18 protein-coding genes and 1 pseudogene are annotated in these 22017 nt (G+C 69.5%); 2 read left to right on the top strand and 17 right to left on the bottom strand.

Annotated features, from left to right (window positions below):
• Nucleotides 1-5 precede the first annotated feature (5 nt).
• Complete coding sequence (locus HV824_RS22475; RefSeq protein ID WP_163784431.1) at nt 6-485, top strand: MaoC family dehydratase N-terminal domain-containing protein; 480 nt, start codon at nt 6-8, stop codon at nt 483-485.
• Between the two features lie 3 nt (nt 486-488).
• On the opposite strand, the gene HV824_RS22470 is transcribed toward HV824_RS22475, so the two are convergent.
• The 12 genes from HV824_RS22470 to trmFO all read right to left on the bottom strand — a co-directional run bounded on the left by HV824_RS22470 (nt 489) and on the right by trmFO (nt 16392).
• A complete protein-coding gene (locus HV824_RS22470; RefSeq protein WP_176424189.1) occupies nt 489-1373 on the bottom strand; it encodes a tetratricopeptide repeat protein in 885 nt (294 codons plus the stop codon).
• Nucleotides 1374-3215 carry a molecular chaperone DnaK gene (gene dnaK / locus HV824_RS22465; RefSeq protein WP_176418565.1) on the bottom strand — a complete coding sequence of 614 codons (1842 nt, stop codon included), beginning with the start codon at nt 3213-3215 and terminating at the stop codon, nt 1374-1376.
• Nucleotides 3216-3233: 18 nt separating this feature from the next.
• Nucleotides 3234-4595, bottom strand: coding sequence for a DnaJ domain-containing protein (locus HV824_RS22460; RefSeq protein ID WP_176424188.1), 1362 nt, complete (start codon nt 4593-4595; stop codon nt 3234-3236).
• A 49-nt stretch (nt 4596-4644) separates the two neighbouring features.
• A complete protein-coding gene (locus HV824_RS22455; RefSeq protein WP_176418567.1) occupies nt 4645-5889 on the bottom strand; it encodes an acetylornithine transaminase in 1245 nt (414 codons plus the stop codon).
• 37 nt (nt 5890-5926) lie between these two features.
• Entirely contained in the window at nt 5927-7324 is a 1398-nt protein-coding gene (gene hslU, locus HV824_RS22450) for an ATP-dependent protease ATPase subunit HslU (protein ID WP_176418568.1), read from the bottom strand.
• Between the two features lie 12 nt (nt 7325-7336).
• Nucleotides 7337-7864 carry an ATP-dependent protease subunit HslV gene (gene hslV, locus HV824_RS22445; protein ID WP_176418569.1) on the bottom strand — a complete coding sequence of 176 codons (528 nt, stop codon included), beginning with the start codon at nt 7862-7864 and terminating at the stop codon, nt 7337-7339.
• A 70-nt stretch (nt 7865-7934) separates the two neighbouring features.
• Entirely contained in the window at nt 7935-9755 is a 1821-nt protein-coding gene (locus tag HV824_RS22440) for an SLC13 family permease (protein WP_176418570.1), read from the bottom strand.
• A 62-nt stretch (nt 9756-9817) separates the two neighbouring features.
• Nucleotides 9818-10099 carry a hypothetical protein gene (locus tag HV824_RS22435; protein ID WP_176424193.1) on the bottom strand — a complete coding sequence of 94 codons (282 nt, stop codon included), beginning with the start codon at nt 10097-10099 and terminating at the stop codon, nt 9818-9820.
• A 27-nt stretch (nt 10100-10126) separates the two neighbouring features.
• Nucleotides 10127-11032, bottom strand: coding sequence for a tyrosine recombinase XerC (locus tag HV824_RS22430; protein ID WP_176418572.1), 906 nt, complete (start codon nt 11030-11032; stop codon nt 10127-10129).
• Between the two features lie 50 nt (nt 11033-11082).
• Entirely contained in the window at nt 11083-13329 is a 2247-nt protein-coding gene (locus HV824_RS22425) for a kinesin (RefSeq protein ID WP_176424187.1), read from the bottom strand.
• A 58-nt stretch (nt 13330-13387) separates the two neighbouring features.
• Nucleotides 13388-15022, bottom strand: coding sequence for a PD40 domain-containing protein (locus HV824_RS22420; protein WP_176424186.1), 1635 nt, complete (start codon nt 15020-15022; stop codon nt 13388-13390).
• Nucleotides 15019-16392 carry a methylenetetrahydrofolate--tRNA-(uracil(54)-C(5))-methyltransferase (FADH(2)-oxidizing) TrmFO gene (gene trmFO, locus HV824_RS22415; RefSeq protein ID WP_176424185.1) on the bottom strand — a complete coding sequence of 458 codons (1374 nt, stop codon included), beginning with the start codon at nt 16390-16392 and terminating at the stop codon, nt 15019-15021. Before trmFO ends, HV824_RS22420 begins: the two co-directional genes overlap by 4 nt.
• A gap of 272 nt (nt 16393-16664) precedes the next feature.
• Between trmFO and HV824_RS22410 the strand changes: the two genes are divergently transcribed.
• A complete protein-coding gene (locus tag HV824_RS22410) occupies nt 16665-17057 on the top strand; it encodes a TraR/DksA family transcriptional regulator (RefSeq protein WP_176418576.1) in 393 nt (130 codons plus the stop codon).
• 42 nt (nt 17058-17099) lie between these two features.
• Here HV824_RS22410 and HV824_RS22405 read toward each other — a convergent pair whose 3' ends face one another.
• The 5 genes and pseudogenes from HV824_RS22405 to HV824_RS22385 form a co-directional block, all read right to left on the bottom strand.
• On the bottom strand, nt 17100-17657 hold the full coding sequence (locus tag HV824_RS22405) for a biopolymer transporter ExbD (protein WP_176418577.1): 558 nt from the start codon (nt 17655-17657) through the stop codon (nt 17100-17102).
• 3 nt (nt 17658-17660) lie between these two features.
• Nucleotides 17661-18182, bottom strand: coding sequence for a biopolymer transporter ExbD (locus HV824_RS22400; protein WP_176418578.1), 522 nt, complete (start codon nt 18180-18182; stop codon nt 17661-17663).
• A gap of 19 nt (nt 18183-18201) precedes the next feature.
• Nucleotides 18202-18939 (bottom strand): MotA/TolQ/ExbB proton channel family protein, encoded by a 738-nt coding sequence (locus HV824_RS22395; protein WP_176418579.1) that lies wholly within the window; start codon nt 18937-18939, stop codon nt 18202-18204.
• Between the two features lie 160 nt (nt 18940-19099).
• The gene (gene topA, locus HV824_RS22390; protein ID WP_176418580.1) at nt 19100-21664 is read right to left on the bottom strand and encodes a type I DNA topoisomerase; all 2565 of its coding nucleotides are present in this window, start codon (nt 21662-21664) and stop codon (nt 19100-19102) included.
• Between the two features lie 11 nt (nt 21665-21675).
• Nucleotides 21676-22017 (bottom strand): annotated as a pseudogene (locus tag HV824_RS22385) (DNA-processing protein DprA); the annotation flags it as partial.

The raw sequence follows: 22017 nt of genomic DNA, 5'->3' as shown, positions 1-22017 counted from the left end.
CGGCCATGGCGCTCGACAAGCAATTCATTGGCCGTGAGTACGGCCCCTACCGCTACACCCTGGGCGAGGAGAAGCTGCGCGAGTTCACGCTCGCCGTCGGCGGCGCGAAGCCGGGCGCCGGGACGCCGGGCGAGCCCCCCGCGCACGTCAGCCCGCTCCTCTACGACGCGCAGGCCGCCCAGGCGGGGCCGCACGGGGGCCTCATCGCCTTCCCCAGCTTCGCCGTCGTCTTCGCCATCCGCCCCTTCAGCGCCGCCATCGCGGACCCCGCGCTGAACATCAACATGCAGATGCTGGTGCACGGTGAGCAGGACTTGGAGTTCCTGGACGTCATGCGCCCCGGCGACGTGATGACGACCACCGGCCGCGTCGCGGACCTCTACGAGCGCGCCCGCATGGGCTTCGTCGTCGTCACCAGCGAGTCGCGCAACCAGCACGGCGCCCTGGTGGTGAAGGGCACGTGGTCAGCCATCATCCGCGGCTAGCCGTCAGCCCGCGGAGATGACGCCCTCATCGATGAGCTGGACGAGGATGCGCGCGGTATCCAGCCGCGTCATCCCCGACAGCGAGAAGAGGTCCTCGTAGCTCACCGAGCCGTCAATCTGCGCCAGCACGAAGCCGGCGCGGTGGTCCAGGTTGAGCCAGATGATGTCGTCCGGCTGCAGGCGCACCGCGGGCACCCGGCCCAGGTCCCCCAGCTTGGACTCCAGCCGGGCCATCAGCATCCGCTCACTGCGCGCGCGCAGCGACTCCACGCGGACGTCGGACGGCGCCAGCTCCTTCGCCTTGAAGAGCAGGTCCACCGCCCCGGAGTGGTCATCCAGCTCCAGCAGGTCCTCGGCCCCGCGCAGGAGCAGGTCCAGCTCGCTCTCCACCACGGGGAGGCCGAACTCCTGGGTGTGGCCCTCGGGGATGCCGAACTCGTCGGTGTCCCCCTTCGTCTGGATGACGGGCTCGTCGAACTCGATGACCACGTCGCGCGACAGCAGCTCCAGCACGTCCGCCGGCGTGCCTTCCAGCGCCTCCGGAAGGACGACGGGCGCCGAGGGTGACTTGCCACCGCCGTCCGAGGGGCCGCCCTGCCCTTCCGCCCAGGCGCCCCAGTCGCCTTCCAGCGCCGGTGAGACGGGCAGGTCCGCGTCGGTGGGCGCCAGCCGTCCCAGCGTGGGCTCCAACTCCGCGGGCCGCTCGAACGGCGTCGCCGCGCCCCGTGACGGCGCACCCGCGGCGGCCGCCAGGTACTCCCGGGCGCGGGGGTTGGTCGGATCCAGCTCCAGCGCGCGCTCGAAGAGACGCTGCGCCCCCTGGACGTCGCCACTGAGGCGCAGCCACAGTCCTGCCTCGATGAGCTGGTTCGCGCGCTGGCTGCTCATCTACCGCCCCGTGCCGCTCGGCGCCGGGCCCTTGAGCTGCGCCAGACATCCCGTGAGCAGCTCACACGCGCGGCCCAGCGCCGCCACGTCCTCGCCCGCCCGGACCGCACGCGCATGCTCCAGCACCTGCTCCGCGCGAGGCATCACCTCCGGCGCCAGCCCCCCTCCGCCCGGCAGCAGCCGCGCCCGCGTCAGCGCGTCCACCACGTCGCGCGCCAGCGAGTCCAGCGCCACGCGCCGCGTCTTCAGCTCCTCGGACGCCCGCGCGGCGATGAGGTAGCCGCGCTGCTCGTCCATGATGCGCTGGAGCTCCTCCTCCGTGAGGCCGCTGGACGCGGTGACGGTGATTGACTGGCGCAGCCCCGTCTCCCGGTCCTTCGCGTGCACGGAGACGATGCCCTCCGCGTTGATGTCGAAGGTGACGTCAATCTCCACCTGGCCCCGCGGCGCCTCCCGCAGACCGGTGAGGGCGAACTCGCCCAGCAGCTCGTTCTGGTGGGCCAGGTCGTGCTCGCCCTGGAGCACCATGATCTTCACCACGCGCTGGAAGTCCTTCGACGTGGCGAAGACCTCCGTGGCGGACGTGGGCACGGTGGTGTTCTTGGGGATGAGCCGGCGCACGGAGCCCCCGGCGATGGCCACGCCCAGGCTCTGCGGCGTCACGTCCAGCAGGAGCAGCTCGTGCTCCGCCTGCACCAGCGCGTGGGCCTGGATCGCCGCGCCCAGCGCCACCACCTCATCCGGGTGGACGCCCTTGCACGGCTCGCGGCGGAAGTAGCCGCGCACGGCCTCCACGACTTTCGGCATGCGCGACATGCCGCCCACGAGGATGACCTCCTTGAGCTCGGAGGCGCGCACCCCCGCCTCGCCGAGCACCTCGGTGGTGAGCCCCACCACCCGCTCCGCCAGGTCGGACGTCAGGTCCTCCAGCTTCTCGCGGCTCAGCGTGGCCTGGAGGTGCAGCGCCGCCCCGCCGCCGGGCGGCGTGCAGATGAAGGGCAGGTTGAGCCCCGCCTCGCGCACGCTGGACAGCTCCACCTTGGCCTTCTCCGCCGCGTCCTTGAGCCGCTGCAGCGCCATGCGGTCCTTGCGCAGGTCGATGCCGTGCTCCTTCGCGAAGCCGAAGACGAGCCATTCGATGATGCGGTTGTCCCAGTCCTCGCCGCCCAGGTAGGTGTCACCCCCGGTGCCCACCACGTCGAAGACGCCCTGGGAGATATCCAGCACGGACACGTCGAAGGTGCCGCCGCCCAGGTCCAGCACCGCCACGCGCCCGTTCACCGTGCGGCCGAAGCCGTAGGCCAGCGCCGCCGCCGTGGGCTCATTGATGATGCGCAGCACGTCCAGCCCGGCGATGCGGCCGGCGTCCTTGGTGGCCTGGCGCTGGGCGTCGTTGAAGTAGGCCGGCACCGTGATGACGGCCTTGGTGACGGGCCGGCCGAAGTGCGCGTCCGCGTCCGCCTTCAGCTCCTGGAGAATCATGGCGCTGATTTCGGGGACGGACAGGTCCTTGCCGCCCATGCGGATGCGCAAGTCGTCATGCTGCCCGGCCACCACCTCGTAGGGCAGCGCGCGCAGCGAGTCCTGCACCTCGTGCGAGGAGAACTTCCGGCCGATGAGCCGCTTGGCCGCGTACACCGTCTCCTGCGGATTGGTGATGGCCTGCCGCTTGGCGATGCTGCCCACCAGCCGCTTGCCATTCTTCGCCATGGCCACGACGGAGGGCGTGAGCCCCTGCCCCGTGCGGTTCTTGATGACGACGGGCTGGCCGTCCTGGACGGTGGCGACGATGCTGTTCGTCGTTCCCAGGTCGATGCCAATGAGGGGTTCGGGCTCAGCCATGGGGAACCGTACTCACTCCTAGAACGTCCAGCGCAGCTTCTTGAGCGCCGCCTTCGCTTCCGCGTTGTCCGGGGCCAGCTTCGCCGCATCCTCGAAGGCCCGCTTGGCGAGTTTCTTCGATCCGCCGTCCAACAGCACCTTTCCCAACGTCAGTTGGTGCTCGACCTTGTCGGGGTCCAGCTCCACGGCGCGTTGCGCCAGCCCTCGGCTTTCGGCCGCATCCTGCCCCAGCAGGTGCCCCAGACGGGCGCAGCGCCAGGCGGCCTCGGCGTTCTGGTCGTCCAGCGAGCAGGCGAGCCGGTAGGCAGCCATGGCCCCGTGGGTGTCACCATGCTGCTCCATCTCCCGCCCCCGAGCCACTTCGATGGTCGCCCGCTGCGAGTCATGCCCCCGGCGCGCCTTGACCAGGAGAAGCGCGGCTTCGCGGTTCTTCGGGTCGATCGTCTGGACTTGATGGAAGTCGTGATAGGCCCGCTCCCAGTCACCACTGGCGATGGCGGCCTTGCCCCGGGCCATGAGTTCGGCCAACCGCCCCGTGCGGGCCAGGTAGGGATGCCGGGCCAACCGGGCCTGCCGCTCCGCCCGGCGCGCTTCGGACGCGCCATCCTCCGGCGGCGGCGCCAGCGGACGCGATGGCGGCGGAATGGACGAGGGCCGGCTGGACGCCACGGGCGGCCGGGGCGCGGGGGGAGGCGGCGAAACCCGGTGCACCGGCGGCGGCTCAGGCGTCAGGAGTTGCTGCGCGGGCGCGGGAGGCGGCGGCGCGGCGGCTGGCGGCGGCGCGGCGGCGCGTTCGGCCTGCGCCAGCGCCGGATTCGCGCGCAGGTAGGCCTCGCGCTTGTCGGGCTGCATCAGCACGTTGTGCGCGTCCGTGAGGCGCCGGAAGATGCGCTCCATTCGGGCGCGGAAGCTGCCCAGGTTCTTTCCGAAGTAGCGGTCCGGATGGAAGCGGCGCGAGGCGTTGTAGTACGCCTGCTTCACCTCCGCCGCCGGCGCCCCGGGCTTCAGCCCCAGCACGGCGAAGTGGTCCATCGCGTCGAGCGCGCGCTCCAGCTCGATGATTTCCTTCTTCCGCTCCGGCTCCAGGTCCACGGCCTCCGCCATGGCCGCGTCCACCACGGGCGCGGGCGCGCCCCGAGGCACCACCCGCGCGGGGACGATGGCGCCCTTGGCCCGCAGCGCCAGCAGCACGGCGATGGTGCGCGGCTCGCCCAGCTTGGAGCGCGCCAGCACCTGGTCGATGCGCTCCACGCGCCCCACGAGTTGGAGCACCGCGCCCTCTTCCGCGGTGAGCTGAAGCCGAGCCGCATCCAGTTGGGGCACCGTGGCGAGGTGATCCGTCAGGGCCCCCAGCCCGATGATCGTGTTTGGCGCACTCACAGTGACGGTCCGAGTCCTGACTCCAAGAGAGGGAAGACGGCCACGCCCGTCAGTTGCTGGCGAGCACGCGCTCGAGGATGGACAGGCCTTCGTCCAGCTCGCGCTCGGTGACGATGAAGGGCGGCGCGAAGCGCAGGGTGCGCTCGCCAGCGGCGTTCACCAGCAGCCCCTCCCCACGCAGTCGGGCGATGACGGGCGCCACCTCGCAATCCAGCTCCACGCCCAGCAGCAGCCCCTGGCCGCGCACGGCCTGGATGCGGCCCGCGGGCAGCCGGCCCTGGAGCTCACGCGCCCGGGCGATGAGGTAGGCGCCCTTCTCCTGGACCTCGTCCAGGAAGCCGGGACGGCGGAGGATGCGCACCACGGCGTTGGCGGCGGCCGCGGCCACCGGGTTGCCACCGAAGGTGGAGCCGTGCGTGCCCGGCGTGAGGCTTGCGCCCAGCTCGTCCTTGCAGAGCATGGCGCCAATGGGCAGGCCGTTGCCCAGCGCCTTGGCCACGCTGATGCCGTCCGGGACGATGCCCTCGTGCATGAAGCCGAACGGCTTGCCGGTGCGCCCCATGCCCGTCTGCACTTCGTCCACCAGCAGCAGCAGCCCGTGCTCGTCACACAGCGCGCGCAGCCCGGCGAGGAAGCCCTGGGGCGCCACGCGCACCCCGCCCTCCCCTTGAATGGGCTCCACGAGGATGGCGGCGGTCGCCGGGCCCACGGCCGCGCGCACCGCCGCGAGGTCGCCGTAGGGCACATGGGTGAAGCCGGGGGGCAGCGGCTCGAAGCCCTTCTGGTACTTCGTCTGGCCGGTGGCGGTGACGGTGGCCAGGGTGCGGCCGTGGAAGCTGCTGTCGAAGGAGATGACCTCGAAGCGCTCCGGCGTGCCGCGGTCCTTCATCACCTTGCGCGTCAGCTTGAGCAGCGCCTCGTTCGCCTCCGCGCCCGAGTTGCAGAAGAACGCGCGCGACAGGCCGGACCACTCGGTGAGCTGCGCGGCCAGGTCAATCTGCGGCTGCGAATAGAACGCGTTGGAGACGTGCCACAGCGAGTCGAGCTGCGCCTTCGCCGCGGACACCACGTCCGGGTGGCAGTGGCCCAGCGCGCACGTGGCGATGCCGCCAATCAGGTCCAGGTACTCGCGGCCATCCGTGTCCCAGACGCGCGTTCCCTGGCCCCGAACCAGCACGAAGGGCGGCTGCTTGTAGTTCTGCAGCAGGTGGCGCTTCGCCTTCTGGACCAGGGCGTCGGTGGAGGCGTCGGACGATGCGGAGGGGGAAGGCTCGGAGTGCGACAAGGCAGTCATCCTTCGTGCGGTACGGTGCCCCTCCGCATATAGCGCGCTACAGGATGTAGCGCGACAGGTCCTCATCCTGGACGATGGCGGCCAGGCGCTCGCGCACGTAGGCGGCGTCCACCTGGAAATCCCGGGGCCCCAGCTCACTGGCGGAGAAGGACACCTCGTCCAGCAGTCGCTCCAGGATGGTGTGCAGCCGCCGGGCGCCGATGTTCGCCGTGCGCTCGTTGGCCTGCTGGGCGATGCGCGCCAGCTCCGTCACCGCGTCGTCGGTGAAGGACAGACGCACACCTTCGGTGCCGAGCAGCGCCGTGTACTGTCGCAGGAGTGAATTCTTCGGCTCCCGGAGGATTCGGACCAGGTCCTCGCCCGTCAGGGGCTCCAGCTCCACGCGGATGGGGAAGCGGCCCTGCAGCTCCGGGATGAGGTCGCTGGGCTTGGAGACGTGGAAGGCGCCGGCGGCGATGAAGAGCATGTGGTCCGTCTTCACGACGCCGTACTTGGTGTTGATGGTGGAGCCCTCGACGATGGGGAGGATGTCCCGCTGGACGCCCTCCCGGGACACGTCCGGGCCGCCCCCGCCCTTGCCGCCCTCGCGGCTGGCGATCTTGTCGATTTCGTCGATGAAGATGATGCCGTTCATCTCGGCGCGGACCACGGCCTCGCGCTGGACGCGGTCGGGGTCCACCAGCTTGGCGGCCTCTTCCTTGCGCAGGAGCTGGAGCGCCTCGGGCACGCGCACGCGGCGACGGCGCGTCTTGTTCATGCCCGGCATGTTCTTGAAGAGGTCCTGGAGGTTGACGCCGATCTCCTCCATGCCCTGGCCGGAGAAGCCCCGCATGAAGGTGGGGGACGACTCCGCGGTCTCCACCTCCACCTCCACGTCATCCAGGGTGCCGGCGCGGAGCTGCGCGCGGAACTTCTCTCGCGCGGTGTCGCTGACCCGCTGGGCCGGCGGGGGGGGCGGCGGGGCGAAGCCGAACGGCGGCGTCGCGGACGAAGCCTTCACGCCGTTGCCCTGCATCAGCTCAATCAGGCGGTCCTCGGCCAGCTCCTCGGCGCGGGGGCCGACCTTCTCGGTCTCCTCCTCGCGGACCAGCGCGATGGCGGCCTCGACGAGGTCGCGAATCATCGACTCGACGTCACGGCCGACGTAGCCGACCTCGGTGAACTTGGAGGCCTCCACCTTGACGAAGGGCGCCTGCGCGAGCTTCGCCAGCCGGCGGGCAATCTCCGTCTTCCCCACGCCGGTGGGGCCAATCATGATGATGTTCTTCGGGTGGATTTCGTCGCGCAGGTCGTCGTTGACCTGCTGGCGGCGCCACCGGTTGCGCAGGGCAATGGCGACGGCGCGCTTGGCGGCGTCCTGTCCGACGATGTAGCGGTCCAGCTCGCTGACGACCTCGCGAGGCGTGAAGGCGGACAACTTGCGCGATTCGGCCACGGGGTGTGTCTCCTAGAGCTCTTCGATGGAGATGTTGGCGTTGGTGTAGATGTCGATTTCACCCGCGATGGTGAGCGACTGGTGGACCACGTCGCGAGCGGACATCTGGGTGTGCGCCATGAGCGCGCGCGCGGCGGCGAAGGCGTAGGGGCCACCGCTGCCCACTGCGGCGATGCCGTAGTCGGGCTCAATCACGTCGCCCGCGCCGGAGAGGATGAACGTCTTCTCCTTGTCGGCGACGATGAGGAGCGCCTCCAGCCGGCGGAGGAAGCGGTCGGTGCGCCAGTCCTTGCCCAGCTCCACGCAGGCGCGGGCCATGTTCTTCTGGTGCTCCTTGAGCTTGGTCTCGAAGCGCTCGAAGAGCGTGAAGGCGTCCGCGGTGCTGCCCGCGAAGCCGGCGAGCACCTGGCCTTCACCCAGGCGGCGGACCTTCTTCGCCGTGTTCTTCATCACGGTCTTTTCGAGGGAGACCTGGCCGTCGCTGGCGATGGCGACCTTCCCGTCACGCCGCACGCAGAGGATGGTGGTGCCGTGGAACATAGGACCCGGGGTTTAACAAGCCGGACGCGGCGTTTCCAAGGAACAGTGACTGGCTGTCTGCTCTCAGACTTCAAAAAGGGAGCACCCACGGAACCACCAGCACCGCCAGCGCGACGATGAGCGCCTGGAGCGGGATGCCCACCCGGGCGTAGTCGGCGAACCGGTAGCCTCCGGGGCTCATGACCAGCGTGTTCACGGGCGACGCGATGGGCGTGGCGAACGCCGCCGACGCGGCGATGGCCACCCCCATCAACAGCGGCTCGGGCCGAAGCTCCAGGGTCTCCGCGATGCGGAGGGCCACGGGGGCCACGAGGACGGCGGTGGCCGTATTGGAGATGAACAGGCCCAGGGTGGACGTCACGATGGCGAGCACCGCCAATACGGCGTGAGGGCTGGCCCCGGTGAAGAGCCCCTCCAGGCCCGCCACCGCCAGCTGCGTCACGCCGGTCCGCTCCAGCGCGGTGGCCAGCGGGAACATCCCGGCGATGAGCACCACGCTCTCCCAGTTGACCGTTCGGTAGACGTCCACGGAGCGCACGCACCCCGTGAGCACCATGGCCACCGCCGCGAGCAACACGGCGACCACGTTGGGCAGCAGGCCCAGGGCCATCACCGTCAGCATCGCCAGGGTGATGACGACGGCGAGCGCCGCCCTGCGCGGGTCCGCGAGGCGGTCGGTCCGCGGGTCGGGCTCTGCGAGCAGGATGAGGTCCCTTCGGGCCTCGGACAGGTTGCGCAGGTGCTTCTTGCGGCCCTTCACGAGCAGGGTGTCGCCGCGCCGCAGCGTGAAGTCCTTGAGGGCGGGAGAGGAGGCATCCACCACCGCGTCCGTGCCCCGGCGAATCGCGAGCACCGTGGCCCGGAACTGGTCACGAAAGCGCGCCTCCCGGAGCGTATGGCCCGCCAGCGCCGAGCGGCGGGGAATCACCACCTCCGCGAGCGACTCCTCGGGAGGCAGTGACAGGGACTGCAGGGACGGGAGGCGCTCCAAGCCCCAATGCTCCACCGTCGCGGCGACGGCCTCCTCATGGCCCTGGATGACGAGGACTTCGTCCGGTCCGAAGGGGCGGTGCGGAACCACCGGATGCGCCGCGCCCGCCGACGAGATGCCCACCACGTTCACCGCGTGCGCGGAGCGGAGGTTGGCCTCGCCGAGCGTCCGGCCTACGAGCTTCGAGCCACGAGGAACGCGCAGGGCATGAAGCAACGTCCCCAGGCCGTACTCACTGGCGAAGTCCTCGGGCGACAGCACGGCCTGCGCCGCGACCTGCCCCTGCGCCGCCGAGGGCAGCAGGTACTTGCCGACGAAGATGAGGAACAGCATGCCCGCGGCGAGCATCACCACGCCGATGGGGAAGAAGGTGAAGAAGCGGAACGGCTCATGGCCCGCGTCCCGGAGCGCCCCGCTCGCGATGAGGTTGGGTGGGGTGCTGATGAGCGTCAGCATGCTGCCCAGGTGGGCGGCGAACGCGAAGGGCAGGAAGATGCGAGCGGGCGGGATTCCACGCCGCAGGGCGAGCGTCCCCACCACTGGCATCAGGATGGCCACGGTCCCCGTGGAGCTCATGAAGGCGGACAGCGCGGCGGTGGCCAGCATCACCACTGCGATGGTGCGCCCCTCCCCTTCCCCAGCGAGGTGGCCCAGCCGCTGTCCCAGCCACCCCGCGAGTCCCGTCTCCGTGATGGCGCCGCCGATCACGAAGAGCCCCACGAGCATGATGACCACCGGGTTGCTGAAACCCGCGAGCGCCGCATCTACCGGAAGGATGTCGAAGAGGAGGAGCGACAGCAGCGCGAGCAACGCCACGATGTCCAGCCGCACCCGGTCGCTCACGAAGAGCACCAGGGACACGGCGAGGACGCCAAGGGTGATGAGCGCGGGAGGGGTCACATCGATCAGCTATGCCACCGCGCGTGGGGATTCGCTACCCCTCCGCCCCCCCTGCGTCGCCGTCACGACCACCGACGCCCCAATGCCACGGGCAGGCCCCACTGTACGCCCAGATGAACGAGACACAGCGCCGCGAGGACCGGGGCAAACCAGGGCAGGGACAGCGCCACACGAATGGAGCAGAACTGGGCGTAGAAAATCAATGCGACCACGGGGACGCCAGAAGCCATCCGCTCCCTGCGTGCTGTACTCAGGAACAGGAACGCGGTGTACCCGTCCGTCAGCAGACCCAGGGCCAGGAAGAGCCAGGCCAGCGCGTTCGCCATGGCGGCCACGGTCTGCATCACTTTGTATCGCCTGGACTGCTCACATCACGCCCGTGGATGCGCGGAGTCGTAGACCTGCTGGAGCTGTTCCCACGTCACCTGGGTATACCGCTGCGTGGTGGACAGGCTCGAATGGCCCAGCAGCTCCTGGATGCTGCGGATATCCGCGCCGCCGCCCAGCAGGTGCGTGGCGAAGGAGTGGCGCATCGCGTGCGGGCTCACCTTCCGCGTCAGCGCGCACTTCAGCACGTATGTATCCAGGTGCCTCGCGATGCTCCGAGGCGTCAGCCGTCCGCCCCGGAAGTTGAGGAACATCGCCTCCGGCGCCTGGTCCTTGCGAATCGTGGCCAGCAGTTCCCCCCGCCGCGCGAGGTACGCCTCTAGCGCCCGGATGGACTGCGCATTCACGGGCACGAGCCGCTCCTTGCTCCCCTTGCCCATCACCCGGACGATTCGTCCGCTCCGGTCGATGTCCAGCAGGCCCAACCCGCACAGCTCACTGATACGCAGGCCGCCGCCGTAGAGCAGCTCGAGAATCGCCTTGTCCCGCCGCCCGAGCACCGTCTTCAGGTCAGGCATGTCCAGGATGGCGAAGACCTCCTCCACCGGCAGCACCTTCGGCAGCGTCTTCGGCAGCTTCGGGCTCTTCACCAGCTTCGCCGGGCTCGCGGGAAGCAGCTTCTGCCGCACCAGGTACTTGTAGAACGACTTGATGCTCGCCAGCCGCCGCGCCCGGCTCGCCGGGGCGTGGTCGGTGCTCAACGTGCCCAGGTAGCCACGAATCGCCGCGTGCGTCCCCGACAGGAGCGACAGCTTCATCCGCTCCACCAGGTAGCGCTCGTAGTCCACCAGGTCGATGAGGTAGTTGCGCACCGTGTGCGGGGACGAGCCCTTCTCGTCCTCCAGGTGGGCGCGGAACTGCTCCAGCAGGGGCGAGAGGCTCGTCGTCATCAACGACGAGCCTACGGGCCGGAGAAATCCTTGCAAGATTCGCGGTGAGCCTACGGCGCCTTGGCAGGAGCCGCGGCAGGCGCGACCGCCGCCGGAGCCGGCTCCGGCTGGGACGGCAGCACCGCCAGGCAAGTGTCCTGCGACAACCAGCCCGCGTGGCAGAACCAGGTCAGCAGCGGAATCCGGACCTGCCAGAGCAGGACGAAAATCACCGCCAAGGTGATGGCCAGCTTCGTCCACCCGGACGTGCCCTCCGCCTCGTCGTCCTGCTGCTGCCGGGCAAGCGCCGAGCGCACCATGTCCATGCGGTCCACCCGGGCGTTCGCCGGCAGCTTCGGACGACGCGTCACCAGCGAGGACAGCTCCGGCGTCAGCATCAACCGGTCATTCAGCGCCCAGCCCGAGCCCTCCAGCAGCAGCGCCAGGTTGCGCCGGCGCAGCTTCAGCCAGCCCAGCAACCCCGCGGGCGCCATCACCACGATGGCAATCAGCGTCGCCGCGGAGATGAGGTCCACCAGCGTCAGCGACTTCACCTGCGTCATGATGAACGCGAAGGACGACCCCAGCGCCGCCGCCGCCAGGCCGCCCGCCGCCACGATGCCCGCCAGGCCGCCCCCCGCGGGCGCCGCCGCGGCAGCGGGAGCCGCGCCCGCCGCCGGAGCAGGCGCGTTCGTCGCGTTCGTGTAGCCCTGCTCCAGCGTCGTATCGAACGTCTTCTCGCCCGCCGACGCCAGGCCCTCCACCTTCTTGGTGATGAACGCGCCGATGCGCGTGAAGGGCATGGTCATCGCCTCCCAGAGCGACACGGGCTGACGGACCACCTGCGTCACGATGGCGTCGCTCTCCACGCCGGCCACGTCGTAGAAGACGCCCCGCTTGCCCACCGCGAGCTCCGTGCTCCGGCCGCTCGTCACCGGCACCGCCACTTCATACCCGGGCGTGCCGTCCTTCGGCGCCACCTGGACGTAGAGGATGCAGGTGGTCCCCAACGACGTCAGCGCGGAGTGCGCGGCCCGGTTCGTCACCAGCACCGACAGCGTGTACTTGCGCCCGCCCAGGATGAGCGTCCCCCGCTCCACCAGCGCCGACCGCTTGGGCATGTAGAGGCTGGGCATGCTGATGAAGTTGTTCGTGAACAGCAGCAGCCAGCGCTGGTAGAGCACCAGCCGCTCCAGCTCGTTGATGGCGTCCAGCGTGGGCTTGAGCGCGAGGTCCGCCGCGCTCGCCGCGTCCAGGGCATCCAGGTCCGCGTCAGAGACCGACGGCAGCGTGTCCATCAGCTTGCGCACCGGGCTCGCCTCGAGCTGCGCCTGCCACGCCAGCACGCCGTCCGCCTTCGCCGCCAGCGCCCGCCACGCGGAGTCCGACAGCCGCTGCGAGTCCCCCGTCATCGGCGTGGCGACGTCCGTCCGGAACGCCTCCAGCGCTTCGTACGCGGGCCCGCGCAGGAGCCGGGACCACTCCAGCACGCCCGACGCATCCGGCGGGGCAACAGGCAGGTCACCCGCCGCCTTCCCCAGCGCCGCCACGTCACCCAGCGCGCCCTCCACCCGCTCCGCGCGCAGGCGCAGGCTCGCCGCCGCTTCGGGCTGCGCGGCCACCAGCCGGCACTGCACGAAGTACGCATCCAGCAGCGGCGCCACGTCGCGCACGCGCTTCGCCGTCTCCAGGCTGACGTCACCCCAGACGAACGCGGAGCCCTGCTTCTCCCGGTGCGCCAGCAGCGCCGCGCGCTCCTCGCGGAAGCGCTTCACCAGCGTCGCGTCCACGCCCGCCTGCCCCGCCCGGTTCGTCAGCGCGGGGAAGCTGGCCATCAGCGCCTGGGCCAGGGGTCGCAGGTGCTCGGGCAGGTGCGCGGGCGCGATGATGCCATCCCCGTTCTGCCCGGACTCGCGCAGCGCCTTCTCGCTCTCGCGAACCTGCGCCAGGGAGATGCGCCCCGCGTCCGTCGCCTTCAGCGTCCGGAGAATCATCTCCGCCGCCCCGCGCAGGGGCCGCGCCTCCTCGCTTAGCGCGTCCAGCGCCAGCACGTCACTGGCAGCGTCCGCGCCGCGCCGGTCCTTGAGCTGCCGGGCCGCCCAGTCCACCGCCGCGCGCACCTCCGCCACGCGGATGCGGCCGTTGCCGTCCGCGTCCATCAACGTCAGCAGGCGGGGGTCACAGCTCAAGCCCTCCAACGGGCACGCCGTGGCAATCCACTGCGTTTCGGGGATGCGGATCGCCTCCACCAGCACATCGAAGGAGGGGATGTCGACCTGGAGCGAGCCGCCGTAGCGGCGATAGATGAGCGAAGCCATACGGGCGGCGGAAGTAAGCACACCGCCCGGCGAAGCGCACGATCCTCAACAGTCAAAACTACGGCGTCGCGGGGACGCTGTAGATGCCGGCCTTCGGCCCCTGCGTAATCGCGTACACGGCAAGCGAGTCATTCTTGCCCCCGAAGGACACCGGCACCTGGACGCCCTGGTCCAGCGTCTTCCGCGCCTGCGTCTTCACGTCGTACACCGCCACGTCATACGTGTCCGAATCCATGCGGGCATACGTGACGAGCACCCGCTGGCCGTCCTCGGACAGCTTGTAGCTGAAGATGCCCTGCAGCCACGTGCGGGGGTCCGCCTGACGGGGCAGGTCCATGGCCATGAAGTCACACGAGCGCCCATTGCGGATGCAGTTGGTGCGGAACACCACCTGCCCGTTGCCCGGCGTGAAGCCATAGCCGAAGACGCCCTGCTGCACCTTCGCCGCCCGCTCCTCGCCCAGGGTGTACAGCAGCAGGTCCACCGAGTACGCGGGCTTGAGGATGCGCGAGAGGAACGCCACGTAGCGCCCGTCCGAACCCCACACGAAGTTGGGCACGCGGCCCCCCACCTGCTTCGTCTTCCCGTCCGGCAGCGCGGCCACCGACATCAGCCCCGCGTTCGCCGTCGAGTCGTACTTCTCCAGGAAGCCCACCGCCTGCGAGTCCGGCGAGAAGGCCAGCTTCTCCACCTGCACGCCCAGCTTGCGCCCCGCGCCGCCCGTCGCCGGGCCCAGGTGCAGGTCCCCGGGCACGTTCGGCTTGCCATTCTCCGTGCGCGCCAGCCACTTGCCGTCGGGCGAAAAGGCGAACACCCCCGAGGCCACCGCCAGCCGCTTCGCCTTCAGCTCCGGCAGCGCCGCCAGGTACAGGTCATACAACCCTCGCACCGACTCGCTGCGCACCTGGAAGGCCACGCGCTGCCCATCCGGGGAGACCTCGTAGTCCCCCACCTGGTCCCCCAGCTTGACGGGCGGCGCGTCTGGCTGCTCCACGGAGATGGCCGCCAGGCCCCCCGCCGCGGACAGCCGGCGCTTGAAGAGCAGCGTCTTGCCGTCCGGAGTGAATTGGGCCGTGCTGACCTCCCCCGCCACGTCCGTGAAGGGCCCCGAGGGCAGCGCGCCCAGCTTCAGCTTGCCGCCATCCACGAAGGCCAGCTTCGTCCCGTCCGGGCTGGGCAGCATGTAGCTGACCGCCGTGCCCAGCACGACGGGCGCCGCCTTCGCGTCCTCCAGCGGCGCCACGTTCAGCGCGCCCGACTGCGTCGCCGGGTTGTAGCCGGTGACGAAGAGGACGTGCTTCGAGCCTGGCGCCACCAGTTGGCCGCCCGGCACGTTCGTCACGCCCTCGCCCAGCTTGCGCGGCTCGCCGCCCTCCACGGGCACCACGTACAGCTCGCCCAGCACCATCTGCGGCGGGATGCCGTCCAGCGCGGGCTTCTTCCCATTCACCAGGTACGTGGCGAAGCGGCCGTCCGGCGTCACGCGCAGGTCCGTCACCCGGCCCGACGCCAGGAGCGTGCCCTGCCCCGCGCCGGGGGCACCGGGCGGAGGCGGCTTCTCCGCCGTCGCGGCGGCCTTGGTGCGCTTCACACCCGGCGCCTCCGACTCCCCCTGCTTGCAGCCCGTGCCCGCCATCACCAGCGAGGCCACCAGGCCCGCGGTCCAAAGCCGCCCCTGCCGCATCCGCATCATGCGCTCCTCTGGTCATCGTGGTCGGAGGCGCCCGCCGCCGGGACGCCCGCTTGCGGCAGCCATGCCGCCAGGTCCTGCTTCGCTCGCGCCGAATACGCCGCGCGCTTCTCCGCCTTCTTCATCCGCCCGGTAATCGGCGGGAAGATGCCGAAGATGATGTTGGAGGGCTGATGCGGGTAGTCCGGCGGGTGCGCTTCCCCCGTCACGTGCCGCAGCAGCGCGCCCATCGCCGTGGTGGCCGGCGGGGGCACGAAGTCCGTCCCCGTCAGCCGGGCGTGCAGCGCCAACGCCACCAGGTATCCGCAGGCCGCGCTCTCCACGTAGCCCTCCACCCCGGAGACCTGCCCCGCGAAGTAGAGCCGGGGCTCCGTCTTCAGCGACAAGTCCTTCGCCAGCAGCCGGGGCGAGTCGATGAAGGTGTTCCGGTGGATCTGCCCCATCCGGAGGAACTCCGCTTGCTGAAGTCCGGGGATGAAGCCGCTGAAGATGCGCTTCTGTTCACCCCAGGTCAGCCGCGTCTGGAAGCCCACCATGTTCCAGGACGTGCCGCCCACGTCCTCCATGCGCAGCTGCACCACCGCGTGGGGCTCCTGGCCCGTGCGCGGATCCCGCAGGCCCACCGGCTTCATGGGCCCGTAGGCCAGGGTGTCGTCGCCACGCTCGGCCATCACTTCAATGGGCAGACACCCTTCGAAGTACTTGGGTTCCTCGAAAGCGTGCGGCACCACCTTCTGGCCCGCCTTCACCTCGGCGATGAAGCGGTAGTACTCGTCCTTCGTCATCGGCAGGTTGAGGTAGTCGTCCCCGCCGCCCTTGCCGTAGCGGCTCTGGCGGAACGCCACGTCCATGTCGATGGAGTCCGCCGACAGGATGGGCGCGATGGAGTCATAGAAATAGAGCTTCGTCCCCACGTGGCGCTCCAGCTCGCGCGTCAGCGCGTCCGACGTGAGCGGCCCCGTGGCGATCACCACCGGGCCCTCTTCGGGCAGGTGCTCCACCTCGCCGGCCACCAGCTCCACACCGGGCAGGCGCAGCAGGGACTCCGTAATCGCGGCGGAGAAGCGCTCGCGCTCCACCGCCAGCGCGTCACCCGCGGGCACCCGGTTCGCGTCCGCGGCGCCCAACACCAGCGAGCCCAGCGCGCGCAGCTCCGCGTGCAGCAGGCCAATGGCGCTCTCCGGGTTGTCCGAGCGCAGCGAGTTGCTGCACACCAGCTCCGCCAGCGCGTCCGACTTGTGCGCGGGCGAACGCTTCTGGGGCTTCATCTCCCGCAGCACCACCGGCACCCCGCGGCGGGCGAGCTGGTAGGCGCACTCCGTCCCCGCCAGGCCGCCGCCAATCACCGTCACCCGCTGCTTCTGATCCGCCATCCGCTTCCTCCAAGCCCGCGCCGCGGGGCCGTCCAGCAACTGTTAGCAGGACTGACACACCCGGGCCCAGCGTCGATTCAGCGGTGTGCAACCCCTCGCTGTCGCTCCGGATTCACGCCTGGCCGGCTGCCCACCGGCCCACCTTCCCCCCCGGCTGGAAGGCGCGGTTTCCCTACCTGGGTTGGACCCCTACGTTTCTCGCGTTCGCCGCTCGGGGGCGGCCTGCATCCGGGCGAGCGCCACTGAACTCGAAGACTGGGAGTACCGAAGCCATGGCCACCCGCCGAATCCAGGACCTGAACCGGGTCCGTGAACTCCTGCAGCGCCGCCGCCGGGAGATCCTCAGCGCCAACGAGGGTGCGCACCGCGAGCTCACCGCCCTGAAGAACCAGGAGCGGGACCCCGAGTACGAAGAGAACGCGCAGTCCGAGCTGGCCGACTACACCTTGTCCAGCCTGATGGAGTCACAGCGGCGCGAAATCATGCTCATCGACGCGGCCCTGCGCCGCATGGAGATGGGCGTGTTCGGCGAGTGCGTGGACTGCGGCTTCGAGATTCCCATCGAACGGCTGGAGGCCCTGCCCTTCGCCATCCGCTGCGAGGAGGACGCCAGCATCCACGAGCTCGAGACGCGCGGCGGCCCCATGGCCAGTCCGTCCCTCTGAGTCGCTGCGAGCGCGCGCTCCCGGTGCCGCCCTGGGAGCGTGCTACTCGCCTTCTTTCTGGAGCACCACGAAGCGGTAGTTCTCCAGCTCGTTCTGCCCCGCCGTGTAGAGCACGGTGAGGAGCATGTCGTAGGGAATCTTCTTGTCCGCGATGACGGACAGCTCCCCGCTGAAGGGCGCCGACGGGTTGCGCGCGGCGATGTACTTCAGCTTCTCCACTTCCTTCTTGAGCTGCGCGTCCAGCGGCAGCACCAACCGCCCCTGGAGCTGGTCGGCTGGGAATTGACCGTTCCGCAGCCGGAGGACTTCCCGCTCACCCACCAGCACGTTCCTGGGCGTAATCGTGACGGCCACGGTGTCCTTGGGCGTGGCGCGCGTGGAGGACACGGGCGGACGCACGTCCTCGGACGCCGTCACCGCCGCGGAGGACGAGGCGAAGGACTTGAGCAGGAACACCAGGAGGATGGTCATCATGTCCATCATCGCGGTGATGTTCAGCTCCTTGATCTCCCCCGCCGCCTCGCGCTCCTTGCGCTTCTTGCGCGCCAGGGCCCGGCGGTAGCTCATCCGCGCCACGGCTTCCGCGTCAGGCGTGTCCATGGCCTAGATGGCTCCCAGCGTGACGTCCGGGAACAGCAGCCGGCGCTCGCGGCCCTGCGTCTCACGGATGGCGTCCAACGTCTGCGTCAGCGTCTCGTAGGGGACGTCCGGGTCCGCGCCCACGATGACCTTCGTCTCCTTGGGGAAGGCGGACTTGATCTCCACCATCTTCGCGTTGAGCGCGCGGAAGTCGTGCGCGCCGTCCGCCTTCACCGGGATGGTGGGCGTGCCCGCTTCGCCGAGGATGGCGTTCTCACTGCTGACGAAGTGCCCCTTCTTGGAGATGAGCACGGACAGCGTCAGCTTGGGCGCGTCGTCCGGGTTCTCCTGGGCCATGCCCGTCGTCGGCGCGCCGTAGGCGGGGGCGTTGACGTTGATGATGCCGAACGTCGCCAGGCCGGTGATGGACAGCAGCATGAAGATGATGAGGTTCATGAGGATGTCGAGGTACGGGACGATGTTCAGCTCGCCCGCCTCTTCCTCCTCACGGACCTTCAGCTTGCGCCGGGAGTAGTGGAACGCCATGGCCGCGTGCCCTCGCGCTCTACGACGCGCGCGCCTCGAGCTCCGTGGTGGCCGGGTCCACCGACCCGCGGCGCGACAGGAGGTTCTCCAGCTTGAGCGCGTAGAGCTCCATCCCCTCCACCATGCTCTTCGCGTATGACGTGAGGAACAGGTGGAAGACGATGCAGATGACGGCGATGGAGAGCGCGAAGGCGGTGTTGTTCATCGCCTTGGAGATGCCGTCCGACAGCAGCACCTGCTTCTGCTCCGCCGGCACGTTGCCCAGCGCCTGGAAGGTGCCGATGAGGCCGAAGATGGTGCCCACCAGCCCCACCAGCGTGGCGATGTTCGCCAGGGACCACAGCCAGGGGATGCGCTTGGACACGTTCGGGCTGTGCTCGACGATGGCCTCTTCCACCGCCTTGGAGACCTCAATCTCCCCGCGGTTGGCGTTCACCAGGCCCGCGCGGACCACCTTGGCCAGCGGCGCGTTGGGCGCCATGGCGCACACCTTCACGGCGCGGTCCAGGTTGCCGCTGCGCACCAGCTTGGCGATCTGCTCCATGAAGGGCGGCGCGTTGAGGTTGTAGCGGAACACCAGGGTGACGACGCGCTCCAGCGCGACCGCCAGCGAGCACGCCAGCCAGAACAGGTTCACGAACATGAACGGTCCGCCATCCTTGAAGAACTTGATGACGGAGTCCGTGACGCCCAGCTTGCCCCCTTCCGTGGCCGCGAGGGTCACGTCCAGCAGCAGCTCGCTTACCGAGGGAATCATTGCGCCCAGAGTCCTTTCGACGCCCGCCCCCCGGGGCGCGCCCATCAGGACGCGGGCACCCGTTCGACGTTCCCGGGGAGGGAGCAGCCTGGACTTCTAGGGCGGGCCCGCCAAGGCTGTCAAGCCGAGGACGGGCCATGCCCATGTAACTACTGGGCTTTCAAGCAGCCGAGGAGGCCTCGGGTGACCCACCTGGGCCCCCGGGCTGCTCGGTGATTTCGCGCCGGTAGTCGCACTCCTTGTTGGGGCACGCCACGTACGGGCCGTCCCGCTTGGAGAACTTCTGGAGCAGGTAGGGCGACGCGCAGGTGGGGCACGGCTCGGCCAGCGGCCGGTCCCACGCGGCGAACTTGCAGTCCGGGTAGCGGTTGCAACCGAAGAAGATCTTCCCACGGCCGCTGCGGCGCTCCGTCAGGTAGCCCTCCTTGCACTCCGGGCACGACACGCCGATGGAGATGGGCTTGGACGTCTTGCAGTCCGGGTAGCCGGAGCAGGCCAGGAAGCGGCCGAAGCGGCCCCGCTTGATGACCATGGGCTTGCCGCACTTCTCGCAAATCTCGTCGGTGGTCTCCTCCTCCACCATGACGATCTTGCCCTCGGCGTCCCGCTTGAAGTCCTTCGTGTTCTTGCAGTCCGGGTAGTTCGAGCACGCGAGGAAGTGCCCCATCTTCCCGAACTTGATGACGAAGAGGTTGCCGCACTTCTCGCAGGGGATGTCCGTCTTGATCTCCTCCCGCTTGACGTCGCGCATCTCCGCTTCGGCCTTCTCGAGCGTCTCCTTGAAGGGCCCGTAGAAGTCGTGCAGCACCGCCTTCCAGTTGGCGCCGCCCTCGGAGATCTGGTCGAGCTTCTCCTCCATGCTCGCCGTGAAGGTGACATCCAGCTCGTGGGGGAAGTGCTTGACCAGCATCTCGTTGGTCATGTTCCCCAGGTCCGTGGGCCGGAAGCGCCCCTCCAGCTTCTCCACGTACTTCTTGTCCTGGATGGTGGAGAGGATGGCGGCGTAGGTGGACGGGCGGCCGATGCCGCGCTCTTCCAGCTCCTTCACCAGCGTGGCCTCACTGAAGCGCGGGGGCGGCTGGGTGAAGTGCTGCTCGTGGAGCAGCTTCTGGAGGTTCAGCGCGTCACCGTCGTTGAGCACCGGCAGCTCGCCCACGGCATCGGCGCCCTCCGCGGCGTTGTCGTCACCGGCGGCCTTGGCCTTCTCCTTCTCCGCCTCCTCCTCCGGCGTCAGGCCCGCGCCGTACACCGCCAGGTAGCCGGCGAACTTCAGCGTGCTGCCAGAGGCGCGGAAGGTGGCCCGGCCCGCGGCGATGTCCGCGCTGGTCTGGTCATAGACGGCGGGCTTCATCTGACACGCGACGAAGCGGTTCCAGATGAGCTCGTAGAGGCGGTACATGTCCTCCTCGCCCATGGCCTCGAAGAAGGGCTTCACCCGCTCCGGCGGATACTCCAGCGCCGTGGGCCGGATGGCCTCGTGCGCGTCCTGGGCGCTCTTCTTGCTGCGGTACACCATGGGCTCGTCGGGCAGGAAGTCCTTGCCGTACTTGCCTCCGATGAGCTCGCGCACCTGCTTCACCGCGTCGTCGGACAGACGGGTGGAGTCCGTACGCATGTACGTGATGAGCGCCGTCTGGCCCTCGTCCCCCAGCGGCACGCCTTCGTAGAGGCGCTGCGCCAGCGTCATCGTCTTCTTCGCGGTGAAGGACAGGCGGTTGGCCGCCTCCTGCTGGAGCTTGGAGGTGATGAACGGCGCGGGCGCGTTGCGGCGGCGCTCGCGGCGGTCCACCTTGGCGACGACGAAGTTGGCCGTCTGGAGCTCGGCGACCAGGCTCTCCGTGAAGACGCGCTCCTTCAGCTCCACCTTCTTGCCGTCCAGCTTGGACAGCTTGGCCTTGAACGGCGGCGGGCCGGAGGGCCCCTCCAGCAGCGCGTCCAGCGTCCAGTACTCCTCCGGGACGAAGGCCTTGATTTCGTCCTCGCGCTCCACGATGAGGCGCACCGCCACGGACTGCACGCGGCCGGCGGACAGGCCCCGGCGCACCTTCTTCCAGAGCAGCGGGGAGATTTGGTACCCCACCAGCCGGTCGAGGATGCGGCGCGTCTGCTGCGAGTCGTAGTTGTCCTGGTTGAGCTGGCGCGGCTGGGCGATGGCTTCCTGGATGGCCTTCTTGGTGATTTCGTTGAAGGTCACCCGGAGCGCGTCGGGATGCGCCAGCTCCTCCTTGATGTGCCAGGCAATCGCCTCGCCCTCGCGGTCGGGGTCCGTGGCCAGGAAGACGCGGTCGGCCGACTTCGCCATCTTCTTGAGCTCGTTGAGGACCTTCTCCTTGCCCTTGATGACCGTGTACTCGGGCCGGAAGTCGTGCTCCACGTCGACGCCCATCTTGCTCTTGGGCAGGTCCTTCACGTGGCCCACGGAGGCCTTCACCGTGTAGCCGGAGCCCAGGTACTTCTTGATGGTCTTCGCCTTGGCGGGAGACTCCACGACGACCAGGTAATGCGGGCCCTTGCCACGGGGCGTGGCCTCCTCCTCCGCGTCTGCTTCCACGGTGGGGAGCTCGTCCTCGTCGCCCTTCTTGGTGCGGCGGCGGGCCGCCGTCTTCTTCTTGGCGGCGGTCTTCTTCTTGGCCGCAGGCTTCTTCTTGGCGGCGGCCTTCTTGGCGGGCGCCTTCTCCTCGGCCGCCTCAGTCTCTTCCACCTTCTTCTTCGTCCGCGTGGCCATGACTCTCCTACCTAGATTCTTTCGTACAGCCTTCCGGGGTGCTGGATGACCAGCCCCGTCAATTCCAGCTCCACCAGCGCGCTGGCGAGCGCCGCCGGTGAGTAGGTGCTGCCGACCAGCACCTCGTCGAAGCTCCGGGGAACCCGGTCCAACATCGCGAAGGCCCCCTTCGCTTCCACGGAGAGGTCCTCCCACGAACCCATCGTCCCAGGAGGAACCGCCGCCAGAGGGTCGACTTTCAGCACCCTCCACACATCACCCGGGCCCAGGCACGCCGCCGCCTCCCCGTTCCGCAGCAGCGCGTTGCAGCCGGCCGCCTCCTCCTGGCGGACGTCACCGGGCATCGCGAACAC

This window comes from Myxococcus sp. AM009 (assembly GCF_013372605.1).
Taxonomy (GTDB): domain Bacteria; phylum Myxococcota; class Myxococcia; order Myxococcales; family Myxococcaceae; genus Myxococcus; species Myxococcus vastator.
This window is presented reverse-complemented; position numbering and strand designations above follow the sequence as displayed.